Origin of the sequence: Limnobacter sp., from assembly GCF_036846585.1 — a bacterium.
Taxonomy (GTDB): Bacteria; Pseudomonadota; Gammaproteobacteria; order Burkholderiales; family Burkholderiaceae_B; genus Limnobacter.
Map to the genome: position 1 here is coordinate 1 of NZ_DAIUBR010000042.1, position 20,817 is coordinate 20,817.

25 protein-coding genes are annotated in these 20,817 nt (G+C 53.1%); 9 read left to right on the forward strand and 16 right to left on the reverse strand.

The genetic code is table 11. The annotated features are described in order from the left end of the window. From V7028_RS14060 to fliR, 7 genes are all read left to right on the forward strand, one after another. Window positions 1-450, forward strand: a 450-nt coding sequence (locus V7028_RS14060) for a flagellar basal body-associated FliL family protein (protein WP_334120711.1), incomplete at its 5' end; no start/stop codon positions are given. Between the two features lie 16 nt (window positions 451-466). Beyond that, window positions 467-1,513: a flagellar motor switch protein FliM gene (fliM, locus tag V7028_RS14065; RefSeq protein WP_334120712.1), complete on the forward strand. Its 1,047-nt coding sequence runs from the start codon at window positions 467-469 to the stop codon at window positions 1,511-1,513. A gap of 23 nt (window positions 1,514-1,536) precedes the next feature. After that, window positions 1,537-1,986 (forward strand): flagellar motor switch protein FliN, encoded by a 450-nt coding sequence (fliN, locus tag V7028_RS14070; protein WP_334120713.1) that lies wholly within the window; start codon window positions 1,537-1,539, stop codon window positions 1,984-1,986. 22 nt (window positions 1,987-2,008) lie between these two features. Continuing rightward, the gene (fliO, locus tag V7028_RS14075) at window positions 2,009-2,515 is read left to right on the forward strand and encodes a flagellar biosynthetic protein FliO (protein ID WP_334120714.1); all 507 of its coding nucleotides are present in this window, start codon (window positions 2,009-2,011) and stop codon (window positions 2,513-2,515) included. Then, the gene (fliP, locus tag V7028_RS14080; protein WP_334120715.1) at window positions 2,512-3,282 is read left to right on the forward strand and encodes a flagellar type III secretion system pore protein FliP; all 771 of its coding nucleotides are present in this window, start codon (window positions 2,512-2,514) and stop codon (window positions 3,280-3,282) included. Before fliO ends, fliP begins: the two co-directional genes overlap by 4 nt. A gap of 20 nt (window positions 3,283-3,302) precedes the next feature. Then, window positions 3,303-3,572 carry a flagellar biosynthesis protein FliQ gene (gene fliQ, locus V7028_RS14085; RefSeq protein ID WP_334120716.1) on the forward strand — a complete coding sequence of 90 codons (270 nt, stop codon included), beginning with the start codon at window positions 3,303-3,305 and terminating at the stop codon, window positions 3,570-3,572. 13 nt (window positions 3,573-3,585) lie between these two features. Beyond that, window positions 3,586-4,350, forward strand: coding sequence for a flagellar biosynthetic protein FliR (gene fliR, locus V7028_RS14090; protein ID WP_334120717.1), 765 nt, complete (start codon window positions 3,586-3,588; stop codon window positions 4,348-4,350). Here the strand turns inward: fliR and V7028_RS14095 are convergent, their stop codons facing one another. The 7 genes from V7028_RS14095 to ectA all read right to left on the reverse strand — a co-directional run bounded on the left by V7028_RS14095 (window position 4,351) and on the right by ectA (window position 11,605). Next, window positions 4,351-4,800 (reverse strand): response regulator, encoded by a 450-nt coding sequence (locus V7028_RS14095; protein ID WP_334120718.1) that lies wholly within the window; start codon window positions 4,798-4,800, stop codon window positions 4,351-4,353. It abuts the gene before it with no gap. After that, window positions 4,785-6,836 carry a histidine kinase dimerization/phospho-acceptor domain-containing protein gene (locus V7028_RS14100; RefSeq protein ID WP_334120719.1) on the reverse strand — a complete coding sequence of 684 codons (2,052 nt, stop codon included), beginning with the start codon at window positions 6,834-6,836 and terminating at the stop codon, window positions 4,785-4,787. Before V7028_RS14100 ends, V7028_RS14095 begins: the two co-directional genes overlap by 16 nt. 163 nt (window positions 6,837-6,999) lie before the next feature. Then, window positions 7,000-8,412: a sodium/proline symporter gene (locus tag V7028_RS14105; RefSeq protein ID WP_334120720.1), complete on the reverse strand. Its 1,413-nt coding sequence runs from the start codon at window positions 8,410-8,412 to the stop codon at window positions 7,000-7,002. A 1-nt stretch (window position 8,413) separates the two neighbouring features. Then, the gene (locus V7028_RS14110) at window positions 8,414-9,340 is read right to left on the reverse strand and encodes a phytanoyl-CoA dioxygenase family protein (protein ID WP_334120721.1); all 927 of its coding nucleotides are present in this window, start codon (window positions 9,338-9,340) and stop codon (window positions 8,414-8,416) included. Continuing rightward, the gene (locus V7028_RS14115) at window positions 9,337-9,750 is read right to left on the reverse strand and encodes an ectoine synthase (RefSeq protein ID WP_334120722.1); all 414 of its coding nucleotides are present in this window, start codon (window positions 9,748-9,750) and stop codon (window positions 9,337-9,339) included. Before V7028_RS14115 ends, V7028_RS14110 begins: the two co-directional genes overlap by 4 nt. After that, window positions 9,747-11,081 carry a diaminobutyrate--2-oxoglutarate transaminase gene (gene ectB / locus V7028_RS14120; RefSeq protein WP_334120723.1) on the reverse strand — a complete coding sequence of 445 codons (1,335 nt, stop codon included), beginning with the start codon at window positions 11,079-11,081 and terminating at the stop codon, window positions 9,747-9,749. The genes V7028_RS14115 and ectB overlap by 4 nt, the downstream gene beginning before the upstream one ends. Next, window positions 11,078-11,605: a diaminobutyrate acetyltransferase gene (gene ectA / locus V7028_RS14125; protein ID WP_334120724.1), complete on the reverse strand. Its 528-nt coding sequence runs from the start codon at window positions 11,603-11,605 to the stop codon at window positions 11,078-11,080. The genes ectB and ectA overlap by 4 nt, the downstream gene beginning before the upstream one ends. 295 nt (window positions 11,606-11,900) lie before the next feature. Here ectA and V7028_RS14130 point away from each other — a divergent pair, with 295 nt between their 5' ends. Beyond that, a complete protein-coding gene (locus tag V7028_RS14130; RefSeq protein WP_334120725.1) occupies window positions 11,901-12,383 on the forward strand; it encodes a MarR family winged helix-turn-helix transcriptional regulator in 483 nt (160 codons plus the stop codon). Between the two features lie 146 nt (window positions 12,384-12,529). Continuing rightward, window positions 12,530-12,691, forward strand: coding sequence for a hypothetical protein (locus V7028_RS14135; RefSeq protein ID WP_334120726.1), 162 nt, complete (start codon window positions 12,530-12,532; stop codon window positions 12,689-12,691). Window positions 12,692-12,706: 15 nt separating this feature from the next. Here V7028_RS14135 and V7028_RS14140 read toward each other — a convergent pair whose 3' ends face one another. The 9 genes from V7028_RS14140 to V7028_RS14180 form a co-directional block, all read right to left on the reverse strand. Beyond that, complete coding sequence (locus tag V7028_RS14140; protein WP_334120727.1) at window positions 12,707-13,741, reverse strand: GGDEF domain-containing protein; 1,035 nt, start codon at window positions 13,739-13,741, stop codon at window positions 12,707-12,709. Between the two features lie 183 nt (window positions 13,742-13,924). Beyond that, window positions 13,925-14,218, reverse strand: a complete 294-nt coding sequence (locus V7028_RS14145; protein ID WP_334120728.1) for a hypothetical protein — start codon at window positions 14,216-14,218, stop codon at window positions 13,925-13,927. 21 nt (window positions 14,219-14,239) lie between these two features. Continuing rightward, complete coding sequence (locus V7028_RS14150) at window positions 14,240-15,226, reverse strand: alpha/beta fold hydrolase (RefSeq protein ID WP_334120729.1); 987 nt, start codon at window positions 15,224-15,226, stop codon at window positions 14,240-14,242. 137 nt (window positions 15,227-15,363) lie between these two features. Further along, complete coding sequence (locus V7028_RS14155; protein WP_334120730.1) at window positions 15,364-16,050, reverse strand: DUF3299 domain-containing protein; 687 nt, start codon at window positions 16,048-16,050, stop codon at window positions 15,364-15,366. A 22-nt stretch (window positions 16,051-16,072) separates the two neighbouring features. Next, window positions 16,073-17,371: an ABC transporter permease gene (locus V7028_RS14160; protein ID WP_334120731.1), complete on the reverse strand. Its 1,299-nt coding sequence runs from the start codon at window positions 17,369-17,371 to the stop codon at window positions 16,073-16,075. Beyond that, window positions 17,368-18,063 carry an ABC transporter ATP-binding protein gene (locus tag V7028_RS14165; RefSeq protein WP_334120732.1) on the reverse strand — a complete coding sequence of 232 codons (696 nt, stop codon included), beginning with the start codon at window positions 18,061-18,063 and terminating at the stop codon, window positions 17,368-17,370. The genes V7028_RS14160 and V7028_RS14165 overlap by 4 nt, the downstream gene beginning before the upstream one ends. Then, window positions 18,060-18,659 carry a DUF2796 domain-containing protein gene (locus tag V7028_RS14170; RefSeq protein WP_334120733.1) on the reverse strand — a complete coding sequence of 200 codons (600 nt, stop codon included), beginning with the start codon at window positions 18,657-18,659 and terminating at the stop codon, window positions 18,060-18,062. The genes V7028_RS14165 and V7028_RS14170 overlap by 4 nt, the downstream gene beginning before the upstream one ends. A gap of 80 nt (window positions 18,660-18,739) precedes the next feature. Further along, window positions 18,740-19,555: a mechanosensitive ion channel family protein gene (locus V7028_RS14175; RefSeq protein WP_334120734.1), complete on the reverse strand. Its 816-nt coding sequence runs from the start codon at window positions 19,553-19,555 to the stop codon at window positions 18,740-18,742. Between the two features lie 4 nt (window positions 19,556-19,559). Continuing rightward, the coding region (locus tag V7028_RS14180; protein ID WP_334120735.1) for a hypothetical protein at window positions 19,560-20,817 on the reverse strand (1,258 nt) is incomplete at its 5' end.

Consider the following 20,817-nt stretch of genomic DNA (forward strand, 5'->3'; position numbering starts at 1 on the left):
AAAAAACTGATCCTGATCATCGCCATTGTGTTGATCCTGTTGGCCGCTGGCGGCGCTGCTGCTTACACAATGCTGGCTGCGCCCGCAGACGGCCAGGCAGCCGAAGAAAAAATCGAAGAACCCTCTGGCCCCCCGACGTTTGTGGTCATGGACCAATTTGTGGTTAATCTGGCCGAGCCCGACAGCACACGTTACCTGCAAATCGGCATTACCTACGAAGTAAGCGGCCCGTCCACTTCGGAAGAAATCAAGAATTTCACACCCGTGATACGCAGCCGCATCCTGTTGGTGTTGTCTGGCAAAAATGTGAGCAACCTGACCTCGATAGAAGGCAAGCAACAATTGATGGATGAACTGGTGGATCTGGCCCGTGTCACGATCAAGGGCGACCCCAAAGACCCCACGCGCGGCATTCGCGATGTGCATTTTTCCAGCTTCGTGATTCAGTAACAGGAACCCTTTCGCCATGCCCGGAGAATTTCTTTCACAAGACGAAGTCGATGCCCTGCTAAGGGGTGTCAACGGCGAAGAAGAAACGAAAGACGCGTCTGAAACCGCCGAAGGCGTTCGCCCTTACAACCTGGCCACGCAAGAGCGCATTGTGCGTGGCCGCATGCCCACGCTGGAAATCATCAATGAGCGCTTTGCCCGCCTGATTCGAATAGGTTTGTTCAACTTCATGCGCCGCAGCCCGGAAATTTCCGTTGGCCCCGTCAAAGTGTTGAAGTACAACGAATTCATTCGCAATCTGGTGGTACCCACCAACCTGAACATCATGGCCATGAAGCCCTTGCGTGGCAACGCCCTGTTCATTTTCGACCCCAGCCTTGTGTTTGCTGTCATCGACAATTTGTTTGGTGGCGATGGCCGATTCCACACCCGTGTGGAAGGGCGCGACTTCACCCAGACCGAACAACGCATCATTGCCCGCATGCTGGAAGTGGTGCGGGAAGAATTCGTGAAAGCATGGGCGCCCGTGTTTCCGCTCAAACCAGACTACCTGCGTTCGGAAATGCACACCCAGTTTGCCAACATTGCCACGCCTTCCGAGATCGTCGTGACCACGTCGTTCTCGATTGAACTGGGTGCCGGTGGTGGGTCGCTCCACATCTGCATCCCCTACTCCACCATGGAACCCATTCGCGACCTGCTGTATTCCAGCATGCAAGGTGACCAGGCCGAACCCGACAAGCGTTGGGTCACCATGCTGAAAAAGCAGGTACAAATGGCAGAAGTGGATTTGATCGCCAGCCTGGCCAGCACGCAGCTGACCGTGGCCGACATCATGGAACTTCGCGTGGGCGACGTGATCCCGATTGAAATTGACAAAGTAATTGAAGCCAGGGTGGACAACGTGCCCGTGTTCAATTGCAGTTACGGCACCAGCAGTGGGCAATACGCCTTGAAAGTAGAAGAGGTGTTGTCCGTGGCCAGTGAATCACATGCCGACGCACTGAACCTGGAAGCCCTGTTGAGCAAAGAATCCAAACAGCCTGAAAAGGCACACGAATAGCGATCAAGATAAGGAACAAGACCATGTCTGAACAGCAAGAAGAAACAGTGACCGACGCAGCCGACGATTGGGCAGCCGCGCTGGCCGAACAGGCCAGCACCGCACCTGCCAGCACAGCCGACACCGACAACCTGTTTGCACAAGCCACCGATGCAAAACCTGCAGCCGGGCTTTTTCAGCCTTTTGCCGGAAGTGTCGCTTCTGGCACGCAGAACGACATCGACATGATTCTGGACATCCCGGTTCAGTTGACTGTTGAGCTGGGTCGGACGAAGATACCGATTAAACACATTCTGCAACTGGCGCAGGGTTCGGTCATTGAACTGGATGGCCTTGCCGGTGAACCGATGGATGTGTTGGTGAACGGCTACCTGATTGCTCAAGGCGAAGTGGTGGTAGTCAACGACAAATTTGGTATTCGATTGACCGACATCATTACGCCTTCGGAGCGTTTGAGAAAACTCAACCGGTAATACCCCAACGCAGTCAAAAGGCATGCACACACAACAACAATACAAAGAAGCGGTGGGAACATTGATCACAAGGCGCAATCCTTTCGTACAGGGCCTGCGCCTTTTGTTCTTGTCGGGGGGGCTGCTTGCCTGTGGCGCAAGCCTGGCTCAGGAAGCGGCTTCTGAAGCCGCGACGCAGGCTGTTGAATCGCCAATGACAGGACACCTGCTTCAAACCACACTGGGCCTGCTGTTTGTTCTGGCCCTGCTGATGGGGCTGGTTTGGGTGTTAAAACGCATGGGCATTGGAAATACCCAACGCCGCGGCGGCTTTTACAAAGTATTGGCCACTTCCGCACTGGGCCCACGCGAGAAAATCGTGCTGGTGGAAGTTGGCGACACCTGGTTGGTGCTTGGCATGACCAGCAACAGCATCAATACCCTACACAGCATGCCTGCCGGCAGCATTGAACTGGATGAAATGCAAAGCCCCGCAGTCAACTTCGCAAAAATGCTGGAACGAATGAAAGCCGGCAAGGTGAAACCATGATGAATGGCTGGCACAAACACGCAGGCTACATCCCTGCGCTTGGCCTGTTGTTGCTGCTTGGCCTGTGCCTGCCCGAGGCCCACGCCCAGCAAGTGTTGCCCGGTGTCACCGCAAGCCCCGGTGCCAATGGCACCACCAACTACAGTGTGCCCATTCAAACACTGCTGTTTTTTACCTTCTTAAGCTTTCTGCCCGCATTGCTGTTGATGATGACGGGTTTCACGCGCATTGTAATTGTCATGTCGCTGCTGCGCATGGCCTTGGGCACGCAGAACTCGCCACCGAACCAGGTCATCATCGGTCTGAGCATGTTCCTGACATTTTTCATCATGACCCCCGTGTTTGACCGCGTCTATGAGAACGCCTACCTGCCCTTTTCCAACAATGAAATTGAATTTCAGGAAATGACAGACCGCGCCAGCGTTCCCATCAAAGACTTCATGTTGAAACAAACCCGTGAACCTGATTTGGCCCTGTTCATGCGCTTGGGCAAAGTGGAAAACCTGCAAAACCCGGAAGATGTACCACTGCGTGTACTCATTCCCGCCTTTGTCACCAGCGAACTGAAAACCGCCTTTCAAATCGGCTTCATGATTTTTCTGCCCTTCCTTGTCATCGACCTGATTGTGGCCAGCGTGCTTATGTCCATGGGCATGATGATGCTCTCGCCCATGCTGATTTCACTGCCCTTCAAAATCATGCTGTTTGTGCTGGTCGACGGCTGGACCCTGCTGGTGGGCTCGCTGGTGGCCAGCTTTGAAACCTGAACTGAATTGAGCGCACGCACATGAACAGCCAAACTGTCTTGAACCTGGGTCAAAACGCACTGGAAGTGATGTTGATGATTTCTGGCCCGCTGCTGCTTGTCGCCTTGATTGTGGGCTTGCTGGTCAGCATTTTGCAGGCAGCCACACAAATCAACGAAATGACCCTGTCATTCATCCCGAAAATTTTGGGCATCTTCGCCACCCTGTTGTTGCTTGGCCCCTGGATGTTGTCCACCCTGGTGGACTACACCCAAAGGCTGATCATGAACATTCCCAACGTGATCGGCTAAACAAAAGGCGCCAATGGTCGACATCAACGGCGAGCAACTTGAAATATGGATCGCCACTTTTTTGTGGCCCTTCATTCGCATACTTGCGATGCTGGCCACAGCACCGGTGTTCGACAACCGCACCGTACAACGCCGCACACGCGTGGGCCTTGCGGCCCTGATCGCCATTCTGATGATGCCCCTGTTGCCCGCACCGCCTGTACTTACTTCGGCCCAAGCCATACCAGTGTTAATTCAGCAGATCCTGATTGGTGTTGCCATGGGGTTTTCCATGCGCCTGGTGTTCGCCGCGTTCGAGATGGCTGGCGACCTGCTGGGTCTTCAAATGGGTCTGGCCTTTGCGCAGTTCATAGACCCTGCGCGTGGATCACAAACGCCACTGATCGGCAGTTTTCTGGGCGTGCTGGCCAGCCTTGTATTTCTGGTAATTGATGGGCATTTGCTGGTGATCGCTGCTGTGGTTCAAAGTTTTGAATTGATTCCGATTAGTGCCGACCTTAGCGTGGTCAAGCCGCAAAACATTGCAATGGCTGGCAGCATCATGTTCATGCTTGCATTGCAAATTTCCCTGCCGGTGCTGGCCGCTGTCTTGATCAGCAACATTGTGTTGGGCATTTTGGCCCGTGCAGCGCCTCAGTTAAACGTCATGTCGATTGGTTTTTCAATCACCATTGGCGCCGGCCTGTGGGTATTGTGGGTCAGCCTGCCCTACTTCATCGCAGGCATTGATGGGGCCATTGGCCGACTGCTCAGCATTTCGGTACTGAATTTGGGATGATTATTCCAGAAAAAAGTCGGTGTCCGCAGTAAAGCCTGCCACAGGGGTACCACCGGTCTGTTCGGCACCTTCGGAGATGTGATAACGAATGACTTCAATCAAATGTTCTACCTCAAAAGGCTTGACCAGGTAATCATTTGCACCCAAGGCAAAAGCCTGCTGCAAATCACTCGCCTCACTGCGTGCACTCAGCAACACAAAAGGAATTGATTTAAATACGGCATCGCCACGCACTGTCTTTAACAGTTCAAAACCGTCGATTTTCGGCATCATCAGGTCACTGACAATCAAGCGGGGTATACCGTTGCCTTGGGCATGATGTTCCCGCAGAAGTTCCAGCGCCATTGCGCCATCGCACGCCTCAGAGACATCAAGCCCGCTTAACTGAAGTATCTGGGACAAATTACTCAAAATCGTAAGGTCATCTTCAACAATCATGACGCGCGGCATGCTTCCTCCCTCATGGACGGTAAATCAATACACAACCAGTGGCGGTTGCCACGGTTCTTGACCATGATACGGCCATTAATCAAACGAATAACCCGCTTGGTCAACAACAAGGTGAATGGCAAGTTCTCGCCTTTGAATGGCACCATGGTTTCTTCGTCGTGAGCCGGCTCCAATTGCCCACTCTTGACCATCCACGCTGGCCACTCATGTAACTCAATGCAAAAATTGAGCGTGCTCTGGTCAGGCATCTTGATACTCACTTTGCCTGCACCCGAGTCCTTGCTTTCAGCGAACGCCAGTATCTGGCGCATCGCCTGTGTAAAAACGTACTCATCCGAATAAAAATCGATTCGGTCCAGGCTTGGATCCAGGTGATACTCAAAACGGTGTTGATCATGTCGCCTGCGCTGCTCAAGGGCGGCAAACTGCTCGAACACCCTCCTTACATCCAGCAACGTAAAATTCAAGTGCTTTCGGGTGAAGTTTGACCCCATAAACATCAGGGTTTCGTCCACGAGGGCGCGAAGCGACCGCAAAGCCCCGCCAATCTGGTCAATATAATGCAAGGCACTTTCCATGCTCACAGGCTCTTTCTTCAATGCGCTTTCAAGCAAGGCTTTGGCCGATCCAATCACTGTCATCGGCGTGCGGATTTCATGCGACAGGTAAGAAACAAACTGGGACTTTCTGGATGACAACAGGGATTCCTCGTTCAACTCTTCGCGAATTGAAAGCTCAAGATCCATTTCTTCGGTGCGGTCGTGAATAATGCCCACGGCCTTGCTGGGCAAACCATATGCATTTTTTACGGCAACCAGATGAATGTCGAGCTTCAGCAATGAGCCATAGGTGGTGGTGTAACGCACCTGAACAGCCGCACTGGGTATATTGGCGGTCAAACAGACCTGAAGCGCTGCGTCAAGATTTTTGATATCTTCACTCACAATACCGGCACGCCAAGTGTCCGCAGACAAAGGCTTTTGTACCAACTCGTCAAGGCCGAACATACGCCTCCAGGTTGCACTAAAGGCCACCGTTTCCTGCTCAATGTCCCACTCAAACACACCATCTTCCAATGTAGCCACCGCAGCGACCAGGCTATCAACAGACATCTCATGGTCGTGCCGAACCAGTTCGATTGAACGCTCCAGTTGCTCAATGCGGGTGCGCTCCAATTCCAGTTCTTCCGAAGCATTGGCTACCTGGGCCAATGCATCCTGTTTCAACACTTGCAGTTTCTGGTTGTCGTCCATCAAAACCCGAACTGATTTGTCCAGCAAGGTATAGACATAGCACATCAACACCGAAATCATGAGCAAGGCGAAAAAACTGACAAACAACTCAAAACCGGACCACCCCGTCCAAAGACCATACCAAGGTGTCAAACCTGCCCCGTCGGTTACATGCACAAAACCTATCAGGCTCAAGGCAATCATCTGGTTCAAACCGACAATGCCAAAAATATAAATCATCCGGCTTCGAAGTGGCTTGGTTTTCCCCACGGATGTTTCGTGAGCAAACCGGCTCAGCAAAGCCATGCAGATGAAGAGAAAAAAGTACATTGCGATCAAGCCCGTCCAACGCACGCTGACCACTTCCTGGTTGTTCGGTATAAAAATGAAAGCCATGTGAATGGCAAACTGGATGAAGATTCCCAGCGAGGTGTACAGCAGCATGAACATGCCTGCCTTGCCCTTGGCCGACTGAACCAGATAATCCACATACAGGAAGACAGCGATACACAGGACAAAGGTCAGAATGGTGCCGGAAATACTGAACAGGGCATCCCTGGCAGACGGCAACGTAAGACCCACGAAAGCTGATGCGAAAAACATGGAAATTACATAGAGGGTAATCAGAACCCCGCGTCGAATCAGGTAGTGACTATTGGCAATCACAGGCGGGTTCTTGATTCGAACTTCCACCCCCACAGTCATGGCCAACAGTGATGCAAAAAACCCAAACGCCAATCCTGAAAGATGCGCTTCTGAGATAACTGCCGCTGCGAATGCGAAATCCTTCACAAGCCAATTCATGAACTTCACCGCCCCAAGTTGATTTATCCAGCTTCAAGCTGTTTTATTTATTGGACTGACAAGCCAGATACAAGGTTGCCAAGTGCTGAGCATAATTTAACAACTGGAAGAATGCGACCGACCCCCCGAATGGGGTAACCGGTGAACAAACTGGCTGCGGATACTACCTAGATCTGACGGCGTTATTCCGCCAATCAACTACGAACAACCCACCCAGCACCCAGGCGAACAACATGCCAACCGCCCCCTCATAGAAGGTACCGGGAAATCCGTAAAATTTCCACACCACAGTGGCTGCAACACCGCTGACAGACATGCACAACATGGCCACTGAAGTCAGTTTGGCGCCCAGAATGTACCAAATCAGTACAGGAACGAATGCTGCGCCAAGAGTTCCCCAAGCCCACACCACCAGCGAGAACACGCTTTGCTCACTCCACAAGCCAATCAGCAGGGCAAACACAGTGGTGCCCGCCGTGGCTGCCTTCAGCATCCAGCGGTTTTCAGAAGGCTTGAGGGGAAGGTCTTGGGTCAGCGCCGATGAACACGACAACACCAGCGAATCTGCCGTGGACATGGTGGCTGCGAATATGCCAGCCAGCATCAAGCCAGCCAGCCAGGGCGGTAACAGATCGCGTGCCATGTTGGGCAGGGCCATTTCCGGATCAAAGCCACTGGAGCCCCCAAAATACAGACGACTAAGCAAACCCACCGCCGTGGCAAAACAGTAAAACAGCAAGTAATAGCTGTAGTACCACAGGCGAACCTGGTTCATTTGCCGCGTGTCTTGAAGGGCCAGAAACCGGCTCACAATGTGTGGTTGACCCAACGCCGCGGCACCGGCGAACATCCAGCCCACCACAAAAGCAACAGGGCCTGCAAAACCGGGCATGTCCAGGCCAGTGGGGGTTGGATTGAGAAAACCTTCGATTGCACTGGCTTGCTCAAACACTTCATCCAGACCACCCAGGTGGCTGACTATGGCCACCAGCAGCACGGCCATGGACACCACCATGAGTAGCGACTGCGCTGCATCAGTCCAGATGGACGCCCGCATGCCACCTGCAATGCTGTAGGCGATCACCACCATCGCCACCATGCTCATGCCCACGACCGAGGGTATATCCAGCATGCCTTCCAGCGCCTTGCCACCTGCGGCTATTTGTGCAGCCGCGTAGGTACACAAAAACACAACGCTGACCACAGCGGCCAATATCTGCCAACTGCGATTGTTTGTTCCACCCCACCGCGCCAGCAGGCTGATGATGCCCGTGGCATGAACACGATCAGCTTCATCGCGCATGCGTTCATGGGCAACTTTTGATGCGATCAGGTCACCGGCAATCCAGCCCACCATCAACCAGACTGATTGAATGCCCACCGCATAGGTGTAACCAATCAGGCCAATGAACATGTAACCGGAATTGTTCGTGGCCACAGCCGACAGGCCCACCAGCCAGGGTGGTACGCTGCGGCTGGCCACGAAATAATCAGCCGCGCTGGCCTTGGCGTGCCGGGCAGAACTTAGCCCGATCAACAGCACCACGGCGAGACAAATAAAAAATGTCGCCCCCAAATTAAGCAGGCACCTGCGCCATCAAAGGCTTGACCTTGCGTGTCGCAAGAAACTCCGGGCGCGGCTCATCAGCTGCATACGGGGCATTCAGTGTATTGCTGAGTGCGTTGTACACGTAGAACAGGTTAGCCCTCAGGTGTTCGCTGGTATTCTTGCCAGCACCGTGCATCACATTGCAGTCAAACAACAACACCGAACCGGCCGGGGCTACTACTTCCTGCACACCGCCATTTTCCTCAAGCAGGCTCAGAAAGAGCGCAGGCGGTTTGCCCACAGCCTGCTTCTTGAATGCTTCGCGATAGCCCGTGGTCTCGGGTGTTTCGCCTGGGCAAGCAACAAAAGTTTTGTGGCTGCGCGGCATGAATTTCAATGAACCATCTGCTGACACTTCATCGGTCAACAACACGGTTGCGCTAATGGCACGCATGCCTGGCATGCCGTCCTCGGCGTGCCAGGTTTCGAAATCACTGTGCCACTCAAAGCCACTGCCGTAGTGTGGACTTTTGAAATTAAGGCGCGATTGGTGAATGTACACCTGGTCGCCCAACAAAAACTGAATCACCTCCAACATGTGCGGGTTGCTTGCGGTGTCTTGCAGCAATCCTTCCATACCATGTACGCCAAACAGGGTGCGAAGTTGTTGGTCGTCGGCATCCTCACTGGCCTCTTTGATCAACTGCCCGGGGTGAGTTTCAGCACAATTCTTGCTCACACGCTCGGCAGCGGCACGCAACCCATCCAGTTCATGCGCAGAAAACACATCGGTCAACACCAAATAGCCATCGTGTTCAAACTGAGCCAGCTGTTCTTTCTTCAAGGGTGAACTGTCGGCCCACTTGCTGTAAACCACCGGTTCCGTGCGTCGAATCAAGGCACCTTCGGATTTGTCACGTGTGGGATACGGGTCTCTTACGGCTGAAAAAATCATTGTTTTTCCTCCTGAGTAATTTTAGTTGCCAGCGCGGGGTAAGCGCCGGTTTCATCGTGCACTTCCGCACCGGTCACGGGTGGGTTGAACACGCAGGCCATGATCATGGGCTCGTCGAATGCACGCAGGATATGCGGGTCGTGCAGGTTCAGCGCGTACATGGTGCCCGCTTCAATCGGGTATACCTTGCCGTCGATCTTGCTTTCAATCTCGCCCTTGCCGCTAACGCAATACACGCTCTCCAGGTGGTTCTTGTAGTGCATCTGCAATTCCGCCTTGGCGTGAATGGTCGTGATGTGAAAGGAAAAACCCATCTTGTCGTCACGCAGCAGCATGCGCACGCTGTCCCAGCCTTTGGAATGAATGTGCTTTTCCGTGCCCTGTACTTCACTCAGTTTCCGAACAATCATGCCTTCACCTTTTTGCTGCTGGCCTCTTTTTCTACTTTGGCGCTGATAGTTGCAACCGCTTTCTCCAGAAGGATCAAACCTTTTTTCAGGTCTTCCATTTCGATGTTCAAAGCGGCAAACACCTTCACAACCTGACCGTCGTTGCCACAGGTTTCAATAATCATGTGATGCTTGAAACACTCAGCCACCACTTCATCAGCCAGCGCGCCGTTTTGCATCTCGATGCCCTGCATCATGCCGCGGCCTTTCACCTGCACGGTAATGTTCTCGTTGGCCTTTAAAATACGGCTCAGGCTTTTGTTCACCACGTCTGCACGTTGCGCAATGCCGCGCTCGAACGCCGGGTTGGCCCAGTACTTTTCAAGTGCCGCTGCAGCCGTAATGAATGCGTGGTTGTTGCCCCGGAAAGTGCCGTTGTGCTCGCCTGGCTTCCAGAAATCCAGGTCGGGGCGAATCAGGGTGACGGCCATTGGCAAGCCCATGCCGGAAAGCGACTTGGACAGGCAGATCAGGTCAGGCTCAATGCCTGCCTCTTCAAAACTAAAGAAGGAACCTGCGCGGCCAACACCTGCCTGAATTTCATCCAGAATCAGCATGGCACCAGCCTTGCGCGTTACCTTGGCCAGGTTCTTCAACCACGCCATGGAGGCCGGGTTCAAACCACCCTCGCCTTGCACACCTTCCACAATCACTGCGGCGGGTGCGTCTTGACCACTCGATTTGTCGGTCAGCATCTTTTCAAGATAATCGGTGGTGTCCACGCCCTCGCCCATGTACCCGTCGTAAGGGTAGCGGTCCACACCGCACAGGGTAGACGCCGATGGGCTGCGGTGGTGAGTGTTCGCAGTACAGGCCAGCGCACCCTGCGTTACACCGTGAAAGCCGTTGGTAAACGCAATCACCTGCTTGCGCCCGGTAATTTTGCGGGCCAGCTTGATGGCCGCTTCAACCGAATTGGTACCCGTTGGCCCGGTAAACTGAATGCGGTACTGCATGCCACGCGGCTTCAAAATATGGCGGTTGAATGCGTCAATGAATTTTGCTTTGGCGGCACTGTGCAAGTCGAGGCTGTGGCCAATGCCGTCGTCGGCAATGTAGTCAAGCAATGCCGATTTCATCTCTGGATCATTGTGCCCATAGTTCAACGAGCCTGCCCCAGACAGGAAATCGAGATAGTCCTGACCATTCATGTCGGTCATGTAGCTGCCCTTGGCACACACAAACAGCGTTGGAAAACTGCGGCAATAGCTGCGTGCTTCCGATTCGTTTTTCTGGAATGTACGAATTTTGCTGAGGGTTTGGAAGTCGATTGACTTGCTTGAGTCACTCATTGTTGTGCTCCTTGAGTTTGCAGGAATGTCGCCAGCGGCGATGTAGACAAGGCGATTTCCACCAATACTTCGGTGTTGTGTCGACCGCCAAAATGAGACTTTTCTTCAAACCAGTCTCTAGAAGACAAATCGCTGCCCCAATCGCGGGCCAGTGATTTGAAAAGCCCCCATGACGCCATGTTGTCGGGCGTGATGGATGTGTGAATTGTTGTAATGCCGCTTTGCTGCGCCAGTACCCAGTTGATCAGGCGCTTACCCAAACCCAGGCCGCGGGCCTTTTCCCCCACCGCCACTTGCCACACAAAAAAAGTGTCGGGCTGCTTGGGCGGAATGTAGCCAGAAACCCAGGCCACCACCTCGCCATGAAGGGTCGCCACCACGCAGGTGGAGGCAAAATGACTGCATTGCAAAAGGTAAAGGTAATGGGAATTCAGATCGAGGGGTTTGCAAGCATCCACGAGGTCGAACACGGCAGTACCGTCTTCTAGCACGGGATGTCGCAATACGGCATCATTACTTGACATGTGGATGAGATGGCTCTGTTATTGGCAGAACCACTTTCTGTTATTTAATAAACTATTTTCCCATCCTTTCGTAAAAACTCACGTGAAATCTAATGGCCCACGACGAGTTCTTATGAAAGAACACATTAATAATAGTTCATTTTATAAACAATTGCAAACCACTCGTCTGTGTACTTTTCTCAAAACAGACACGTTGTATTTGGTGGCATTGCTCTAAGCGTCAGTTTTTCCTACTCCGCATGCTTTTTAATCACTACAATTCATCAAATTGAATTAATTCACTTGGTTCTCGAGCATGGACAGCACACTACAAAATTCCCTCATTTCGCTTCGTCGAATTATCCGTGCCACGGAATCAAGTGCCCGCGAACTTGCGAAAAAAGCTGATATGGCCACCTCTGAGCTGCTGACGCTGCAATCAGTCGCAGACAACCCCGGCATTTCCCCCGGGGAACTTGCGAAGTCGCTCAGCCTGTCGCCTGTCACATCAACCGTTATTCTTCAAAAACTTGAAAGTCGGGGCTTAATCGAGAAAATTCGCAGCACGGTGGACAAACGCCGCCTTGAAGTGGTGCTGACAGAGAAGGGAAAATACGAGGTCAACGATGCGCCATCAAGCCTGCAAACCCGCTTTGCTGAGCGATTTGAGCAATTGCAAAGCTGGGAACAACATTTAATTGCGTCAGTACTGGGACGGGTCACCATGCTACTGGGGGCTGAATCGATGGATGCTGCGCCAATTTTGGACATCGGGGAATTGGACAAGGCTGCCAAATAAGAATTGACATATTGTTTAATTCTTTGAATAATCGTCTGAAATTTACAACACCTACCACTTTCGGGGTTTGACTGCTGCTCATGTCTGATTCAAGCGCATTTTTTAGACGCAACAAAAAAGTTTTGTGGTTTGTCATTGCAGCATTCATGACCCTTTTTGTGTCAATCCAGGTCAGCAAGGCATTTTCTACGCTTGATTCAAACTATGGCGAAATTGCCGAGTGCAATTACACCCATCAGGCCCCGGAACTTCAAACCCCGCTTTCCCGCGAAGACCAAGGCAACAAGTATTGCTCAAAACGCGGTTAAAAACAGAAACGTAGCCTAGACCTGCTCCACCAGCACGTTGTTCTTTCCAGCCCTTTTGGCTTGATACATCAGCTGGTCCGCAAGCGCCAGAAGCTTTTCCAGATCCGTGTCCTCAAATGAATTAATCACCAGTACACCCACGCTTGCAGAAACAGGCAGTTTCGGGCAGGTGTAATCTACAGCTTCCGCAATGGCGCTTTTGATTCGGTGCCCCAGATTCTCGGCCAATTCTTCGCGCACAATACCCAGACTTAACACGACAAATTCATCACCTGCCAGACGATACACTTTGTCTTCGGCACGCAGGCGAATCGACAGTTTGATACTGACGCGACGCAACAGCTTGTCGCCAACCGAGTGGCCCATCGTGTCATTCACCATCTTGAAATTATCCAGATCAAGAAACGACATGACGAAAGGTTCCTGAGCATTCAACATTCGCCAAATTGCTGCTTCCAGGGCTTTTCGGTTCAGGCTGCGGGTCAACGGATCCGTCAGGTTTTCTTGCCGCAACGACTTTGAATTTGCCTGAATTTTTACACTGACGCCATAAAACTGGGTGGGCAGAATGATCAAGAGAAACAGATTGGCATACAGCAGATCAAGATGCTCGCGCCAGAATGGAACCAGCCAATACAGCAGCAACATGATCAACAAACCCGCTGCAATATGACAGGCCAACATGCAGGGGCCGTATCGCATGCCCCGAACAAGCGCAACCACGGCCAACAAAGGCGAAGCCATGGCAAGGTAAGGGCTCGCTACGGCAAGCCCTACACCGATAATGAACAAATCCAGAAAGTAACAAGGAAGCTCGATTTTTTCCCAGTGACGCTCGCGATTGGAAATCAGCCAGGACTGCAACCAGGCAAGATGAAAATAAACACCCAATGTCACCATGAAAGTCAGCAGGGCCATGTTGCCAACAATGGCACCGCCGGGGGTTAGAAAAAACACGACCAGGAATGACACGCCGCAAAACGCCATGCGCTGCCGCGCGCGCGAGGCACTGTCGGAAAGATCCAGTACGGGTTTTAGCTTTCTAATCATGGTTCGCCGTGAACAAGAAACTCGAGAATATCACCACAGCGGGCGGGGGGATGTCGTCTATATTGGGTGACTAATTTCAGGGGGAGGGTTCCCGTGGCAACAGTTCTGCGACTAGACAAGATGACTGGTGTTCAGTAAAAAACCCGCCACAGGGGCGGGTTTTGGGGGTTTCGGTTAAAAATTTTATTTCGCTGGATCTGGCCTCAAGGTCATCCCGAGCGGGCCTTTGATGGTGCCATCCTCATTCAGGTCATAAATGATGGTTTCACCGTCGTTGGTGATTTTGACCTTTTTGTCTTCCACCACATAAGTTGCTTCACGGGTCACACCCATGGTTGACACATACACTGTGCCGTTGCCTTGAAACTCATATTTCTGCAAACCCAGATCATCTTTGTAAACACCATCCAGATTCTGACCACACGCAGCCAACAGCCCCACTAAACCCACCACAATGCAGGCTTGACGAATGTTCATGCTTCATTTCCCCTATGAATATCAGACTGACCAGAATTCCTGCAGGGCTTTGGCCGTGCGAATCGGAATTTCAACCATGGGCAGATGCCCAACACCGTCAAAAAGTACCACATCGGCGTGGGGAATTATCGCCTGATAAGTATAAGCACCGGTGTAATGCACAAGCCTGTCTTCTTTGCCCCACATGATCAGCGTGGGTGCAGTGGTGGCCGACATGCCGGGGCCGTTCGGGTTGGGCGCATTCACAAACATTTGATGAAACAGATGGCGGTTGACATGGCGGCGGTTGATCAGGTCTTGCGCCATCACGGGTGCAAGGGCCAATGCAATGGCACGGTTGTGAATGGCCAGGCTCATCAGGGTGTGCGCACCAGCCAGGCTTTCGACAATCATCGGATTGCGGCCTTCTTTCAGCCCCGCTTCGAAGTGGGTGTGGTCTGTGCCTTTTCCACCAGCAGGATTCATCAAACACAGGGTTTGAATCAGATCGCCATGTCGGCCTGCCAGCAAAGCAGAGACAAGACCCCCAACAGAATTGCCCACCAGGTGCACCCTACCCGGCACATGGGCCCCAATCCAGGCTGCAACACGGGCCACTTGGTCATCAAGCCCATAGGGCACATTGGCATTGAACTGGCTTTCGCCCCAACCAGGCAAATCCAGCACAAACAATCGGTGTTGTTTCAACAGGAAAGGCACCAGCGAAAGCCAGTTTTCCTTGTTGGATGCAAAACCGTGCAGCAACACAACCGGCTTGCCCTCGGGGTTGCCACCTTCAAGCCACACCAGTTCGTGGTCCAGCACCGTGGCTTGCTTGCGCTTCAGGCCCGACAAACCCGAATGCAGTTTGTTGATAAGCGGTACTGCGCTGCGGTTTTTCCATTGGCGAATTTTCAAACCATGCGGCGGTTGGGCCAGGCTGAGGTACTTCGGTGCCACATCGTCAAGAAATGCAAGCTCAAGATGGTGCATTCCGGCAAATTCCTTGCCAGTGCTTACATTGCCCATGAATCAAAACCTCCGGTACAAATCAAACGTTTGTTTGTTTTATCGACTGTAACATCGTGTGATGTAAAGGTAGGGAGATCATGCCCCGCTGTCAACGATAAAAATAGAGGGGTTTTTACTAATCGAGCCGCAAAGGCTTAGTCGTCGTAAGGCTGAATGCCAGTGGCTTTGATCATGTAGGCCGCATCGCCCAGTTCACTACTGAATTTGCTGGCGGTCAGTTCACCCCAGATCCAATAGGCTTGCATGGCCCCCACAGCAGGCTGGGGTTCGCTCAGCTTCACGTGAATGATCTGGTTGGCAGGCGGCGGCGGTGTGTGAATGCAGGCACCAAAGTACGGCACCAGCAACAGTTCGTCCACACCCTTGTCACTTTGCTCGATGGGAATTGCAAAACCGGGAATCCGAACTTTCTTGCCCGCAAATTCCGGGTTCACTGGCGCGTCGTTCCACGCCTTGCGCATGGTATCCAGGGCTTGCTGCGCCTTGGGGTCGTTGTCTTGAAGTTCGGCAATGTTCAGGCCACGAAATGCAGCCATGGGGTCCCAGTCGGCAGGCATTAAGTCGTCCCATTGCAATTCCGGAAAGGCGGGGTCAAATGCTGCGGGTTTTTTCGCATCGCTGCCTGGCAAGCGATCGCCCACCGCATAGTTTTCATTGTTGGCCGCCGCGTCGGTAGACAGTTGCGCCAGTGTTTGCTCCAGCTGCGTGCCACCCAGCGCAGGTTCATCCGGCTTGCCCATGAACCACGACGCCAGGCCATAGCCCACGGCTGTTAACACCACAACACCCACCACCATCGCGACCAATTTGCTGATTTTCATCTACCGCACATCCACTTGTTGCTTAATTCATTCTGGGGCTCAAACCATCTTGCAGCTGGTTTCGATAGGCCTGCCATGCGGGCACAAGCCCCAGCAAGCTGCCAAATGCCGCGAAGGCGGTTACTGCCATCAAGCCCGTGCCCAATTCATTCAAACCAACCAGTTGCAAACCAAATTGTGCCTGGACCCAAGGCGCAAGTGCAGCGCTTGCAAACCCAAGCACCACAACACCCAAGGCAACGCCCACCCACATCACCAAGGCGCTTTCAAGGCACAACAAACCAAACACAGCCCTTGGCCCTGCCCCGGTTGAACGCAAGACGGCCAGTTCCCGCCTGCGTTGCCCAAGGGTCACCAGCATCACGCTGGTCAAACCCAAAGCGCTGACCAATGCAACCAGGGCTGCCACAAACAGCAACACGCGTTCAACCAGCCCCACCGTTTGCCACAGGCTGCTTAAGGCCACACCGGGCAAAATGGCACTTAGCGCAACGCCGGGCCTGCTTTCCAGTTCGCGCTGCATGCGAAATACACCGACCCGGTTGTTCAAGGCCAACAAAACCGCAGTAACTGATTGGGGTTGCAAGTCGAATTTGGTCACATATTCAGCCGCAATGTCGGCACCGGGTACAGGCACACCCGCGGCCCAGTCCACATGAATTGCTTCCATGCCCGCCAGGCTGATGTGCACGCTTTGATCCACTGGCGTGCCTGTGGGCTTTAACACCCCCACAACCGTGAATGGCTTGTTTGCATGGCTTGGCCCGGTTTGCTGAATTTGAATGCCGTGGCTTAGCGCAATTTTGTCGCCCACTGCGTGCTTCAAACGTTTGGCCACTTCCGCGCCAAGCACCGCCTCGAACAACACAGCAGCAGGCCTTCCTACGCTGTAATTCTCAAATGCCCTACCCTGTGCAAACTGCAGGTTTTGCCGCGCGCCATACAAAAAATTGTCGAAGTACACAGCTTTTGTGCCCACCACAGCAAAGCCCCGGTAGGAATCGCCCAAGGCAATTGGCAAAGCCGATTTCACACGGGGGTCTTGCTCAAGGCGCTCAAACTCGGCATACGGTACATTGCGCGTGGCCTCTCCAATTCGGAATACGCTGTACAGCAGAAGAGAAACCGGGCTGGTTTGCGCTCCCACAATCAAATCGGTACCCGCCACTGCGTTTGAAAAACTGGCCTTGGCACTTTGCCGTGCCAAATCAATGCCCAACAACAGGCAGGTGGAGGTGATCACGCTGAGCAACAACAGCAGCAAACTGCCCTTGCGGCTCCATGCGCTTTTGCTGGCCAGCAACAACAAGGTTTGAATCATGTTGTTGCACCTGCATTCCAGCAGTTCATGTGTTCACGCCGCGCGCAGTGCTGTGCCAGTTGTGGATCATGGCTAACCAGCAACACCGCCGTGTTTTGTTCGGCGGCTTGCGCCAGCAACAATTCAACAAACCGGGCTTGATGCCCGGCATCCAGTGCCGATGTGGGTTCGTCTGCCACAATCAAATCGGGCTTGCCAATCAACGCACGCGCTGCCGCCACCCGCTGCTGCTGGCCCACCGACAGCGTGGCCACAGACTGCTGCAGGCAGTTGCCCATGCCCAAGGTGTTGAGCAATTGAACTGCCGCTTTTTCAACACTGCCAGCAGCCTGTACTGCGTTGTGCTTGCGGCGTTTGGAAAACTTGCAGGGCAACGTGACATTGTCGAGCACACTCAAATAACTGAGCAAATTGAACTGCTGAAACAGAAAACCCACGTGGTCCACGCGCAGGGCATCGCATTGGCCAGGGGAAAGCGTATTCAAATTTTTGCCCATCAGCGAAACATGGCCCGCTTGTGGTGTCAACACACCCGCCATCAAATTCAGCAAGGTGCTTTTGCCGCTCCCACTGTCGCCTTCCAGAAAAACGGTGTTCGAGGCTGTCATGCAAAATTCGGGAATGCGCAATTCAAACCCACTGCTGGCGTACTTGAATACGATGTTCTCGCACTGAAGCACCTTCGGGGTCATTGAATCACCAAAGTGCTCTTGGCTGGGGTCAAGCTGGCACCCACTTGCCCACTGAGGAACAGGGCTTGCACCTCGATTTTCTCGAAACCGGAAAATTGCCGAAACACGCGCACATCAATCACTTTGAGTTGTGCAGGGGCAGTGCATTCAAATTCATAGGCCGCATGCAGGTCGGAATGCTCATTCCTGGAATCATGGTGTTGGTGGTCGTCAGCAGGGCCGTGAGCATGCGGGTTCAACACATCGGAATGCAGTGTGTAGCCCGTGCGCTTGCACTGGGCAGCTGGCGAAAACGCAAACAGGCCGTTGGCTTTCAACAGGGAGGCCACCCTGCGCGCTTTCACTTTTTCGGTGTCGGTTCGCGGCGTGTGCTCGAACCCCAGCACGTTTTGCAACGGGGTGTAAAGGTTGATGAACAAACCGTTGCCATCTTGCACTATTTCCATTTCACCCGTGCCATGCACATGGGTCGCATCGTTGTGGCGGCTGTGGCCGTGGCTGTGGTCACCACCAGCCCAGGCCGATGCACCCAACAAAACCCCAAACACAAAAACACCCAATTTTCCGTGCGCCGACTGAACTGCGAAATATGCCATGTATATCCCTTTTTTGTTATTCAACTTCAGGCCTTGTAGACCCGTACTTGCCGAAGGAGGTTCCCGGCATCAACCGGAATTCATACCGGTCCGAATTCCCGCCAGAACCCTTTGTAGATTGCCTGCTCTGCATCACCCCGCTTTTCAAGCGGACAAGCCAGCCGAACAATCATTTTGTGCGCCAGTTCATTGTAGGCCTGCCAAAACACTTCAGGCTTGGCACCTGGCAAGTCAACAAATTCCGACACTTCAATGCGATCAAAATAACGATCTGCATCATCCAGCCAGGCCGCTGACACATCATTGGCCACTTGCAGTGCGATTTGTTCGGCTTTTACAGTGTCGGCCTTGAATGGCAGGATGATCTCGATGGTGTACAAACTGAATTGGCCCAACATGGACAGGTGTTTGATGGTGTGCGTGAACACCATCACATTCGGAACCGCAAGGCGGCGCCCGGTGTACTTGCCCGACATGCCGATTTCAAACAGCTTGGTGCTGAGCAAATCAATGTCTATCACCCGGCCATTTTGTGTACCAATTTCAATGTAATCGCCTATTCGGAATGGCTTGGACAACGAAATGTTCACATAACCCAACAGACTGAGCACCACTTCCTTGCCAGTGATAATCAATGCACCTGCAATTGCAATGACACTGAGAAAGGCACCCGTAATTTGCGAAGCCCACACGGAAACAAGCAGAAAGAAAACGAACATTCGCACCAGGTTTTTGAAAAAAACCAGCTGGGAACGCGCTTTCTCCGGGTGGTAGGTGTGCAGCTTGCGAAGCGACCAGGACAAGGCCCGGTTCACAAAGAAACCACTGGCCATCAACCCGAAGGTGATGGCCAGTTTGAACAGAAACAAGACGGTGGGATCTTTGAGTAATTCCATGCCCCTATGGTAACAGGGGAAGACCTCCAATCAGGGGCAAACCACCGCCCGATGTATTGCCGGCCTGACAGGCATCGGCATTTTCATAACTTGAATCGATCACCTGATCAATCCACTGGTTGATCAGCGCAACACCTTCCTCATGCACCACACTGCGCGCCAGTGGTGGCATTTTTGCAGCAAGCTCTACGGCTTCTGGCCCCATGCGATACGGCACAATGGAATCGCCCGACATGGCCGGATGAATGTCGTAGGTGCGGGTGCCCCGCCCTTCTGAACCACTTGCAGTGGGCTTCTTGCAAATGCCGTAGGTGCTGTCGACTGCGCGGAACACGTCCACATAGAAACCCGTGTTGGAAGCCTGCCCGTTCACATTGTGGCAGTGTGCACAATTCACTTCCAGATAGGCACGGGCACGGGCCTCAATGTCGCCTTTGGAATTGGCGGGCATGCCTGAATCGCCAGGCTTGTTGAACTTGGGAATGTGGTTCACGTTTGTGGCCACCTGCCGCTCGTCCAGATTAAAGCTGCTGGGGCAACCATTCATCAGGCCGGTTTCGCACATGAACTTCAACTGGTTCTTGCCATTGACCGGGTGCTGGGCCTGGCCGGTGAACATGGGCGATTCATTCACGTAGGCGCGGTTCAAATTGCGTGGCTTGGGGCCAATGGGCGCCGACCCCGGATCCACATCGTTGTTGCTGTGGCAAATGGCACACTGGCTGGCATTGGGGAACAGGTACTGGTCAGTGCTTCCCACCTGTCGTTTGCCTGAATCCACGTCCACATAATCCCAACTGGCCGAGGCTGTGCCGCCAAACTGGGTCAGCACGGCCTTGCGTTTTCCGCTGCCGGCATCTTGCCAAATGTACTCCAGTGCTTCCCAGTAGTTTTGCCCGTCCCTGCGCTGGCGCTTGATCAGCAAACGGGTTTCATACGGGGTTTCAAGGGCTCGCGGCTGGTCGACAAATGAAAAGGTTTTGGCAATGATGGTGCCCACCGGAAAATCAATGGTGGAATTCACCCGGCTTGACTCGTCTTCCAGGAAACGGGCCGGCCTGCCTTCCGGTATGAAGACCACGCGGTGCTTGATCGAGTAATCGCTGAACAGCTTGCTGTTCAAGACATACGGCATGCCCTGCCCGTTCGGTTTGCTGGCGGGGTCCTGGTCATTCGCAAACAAATTGTATTGCGCAAGGTCGGGGCAATTCACCGCGGCGGCGGGTTGGTTAACAACACCGGCTTTCAAAGGCACTTCACAC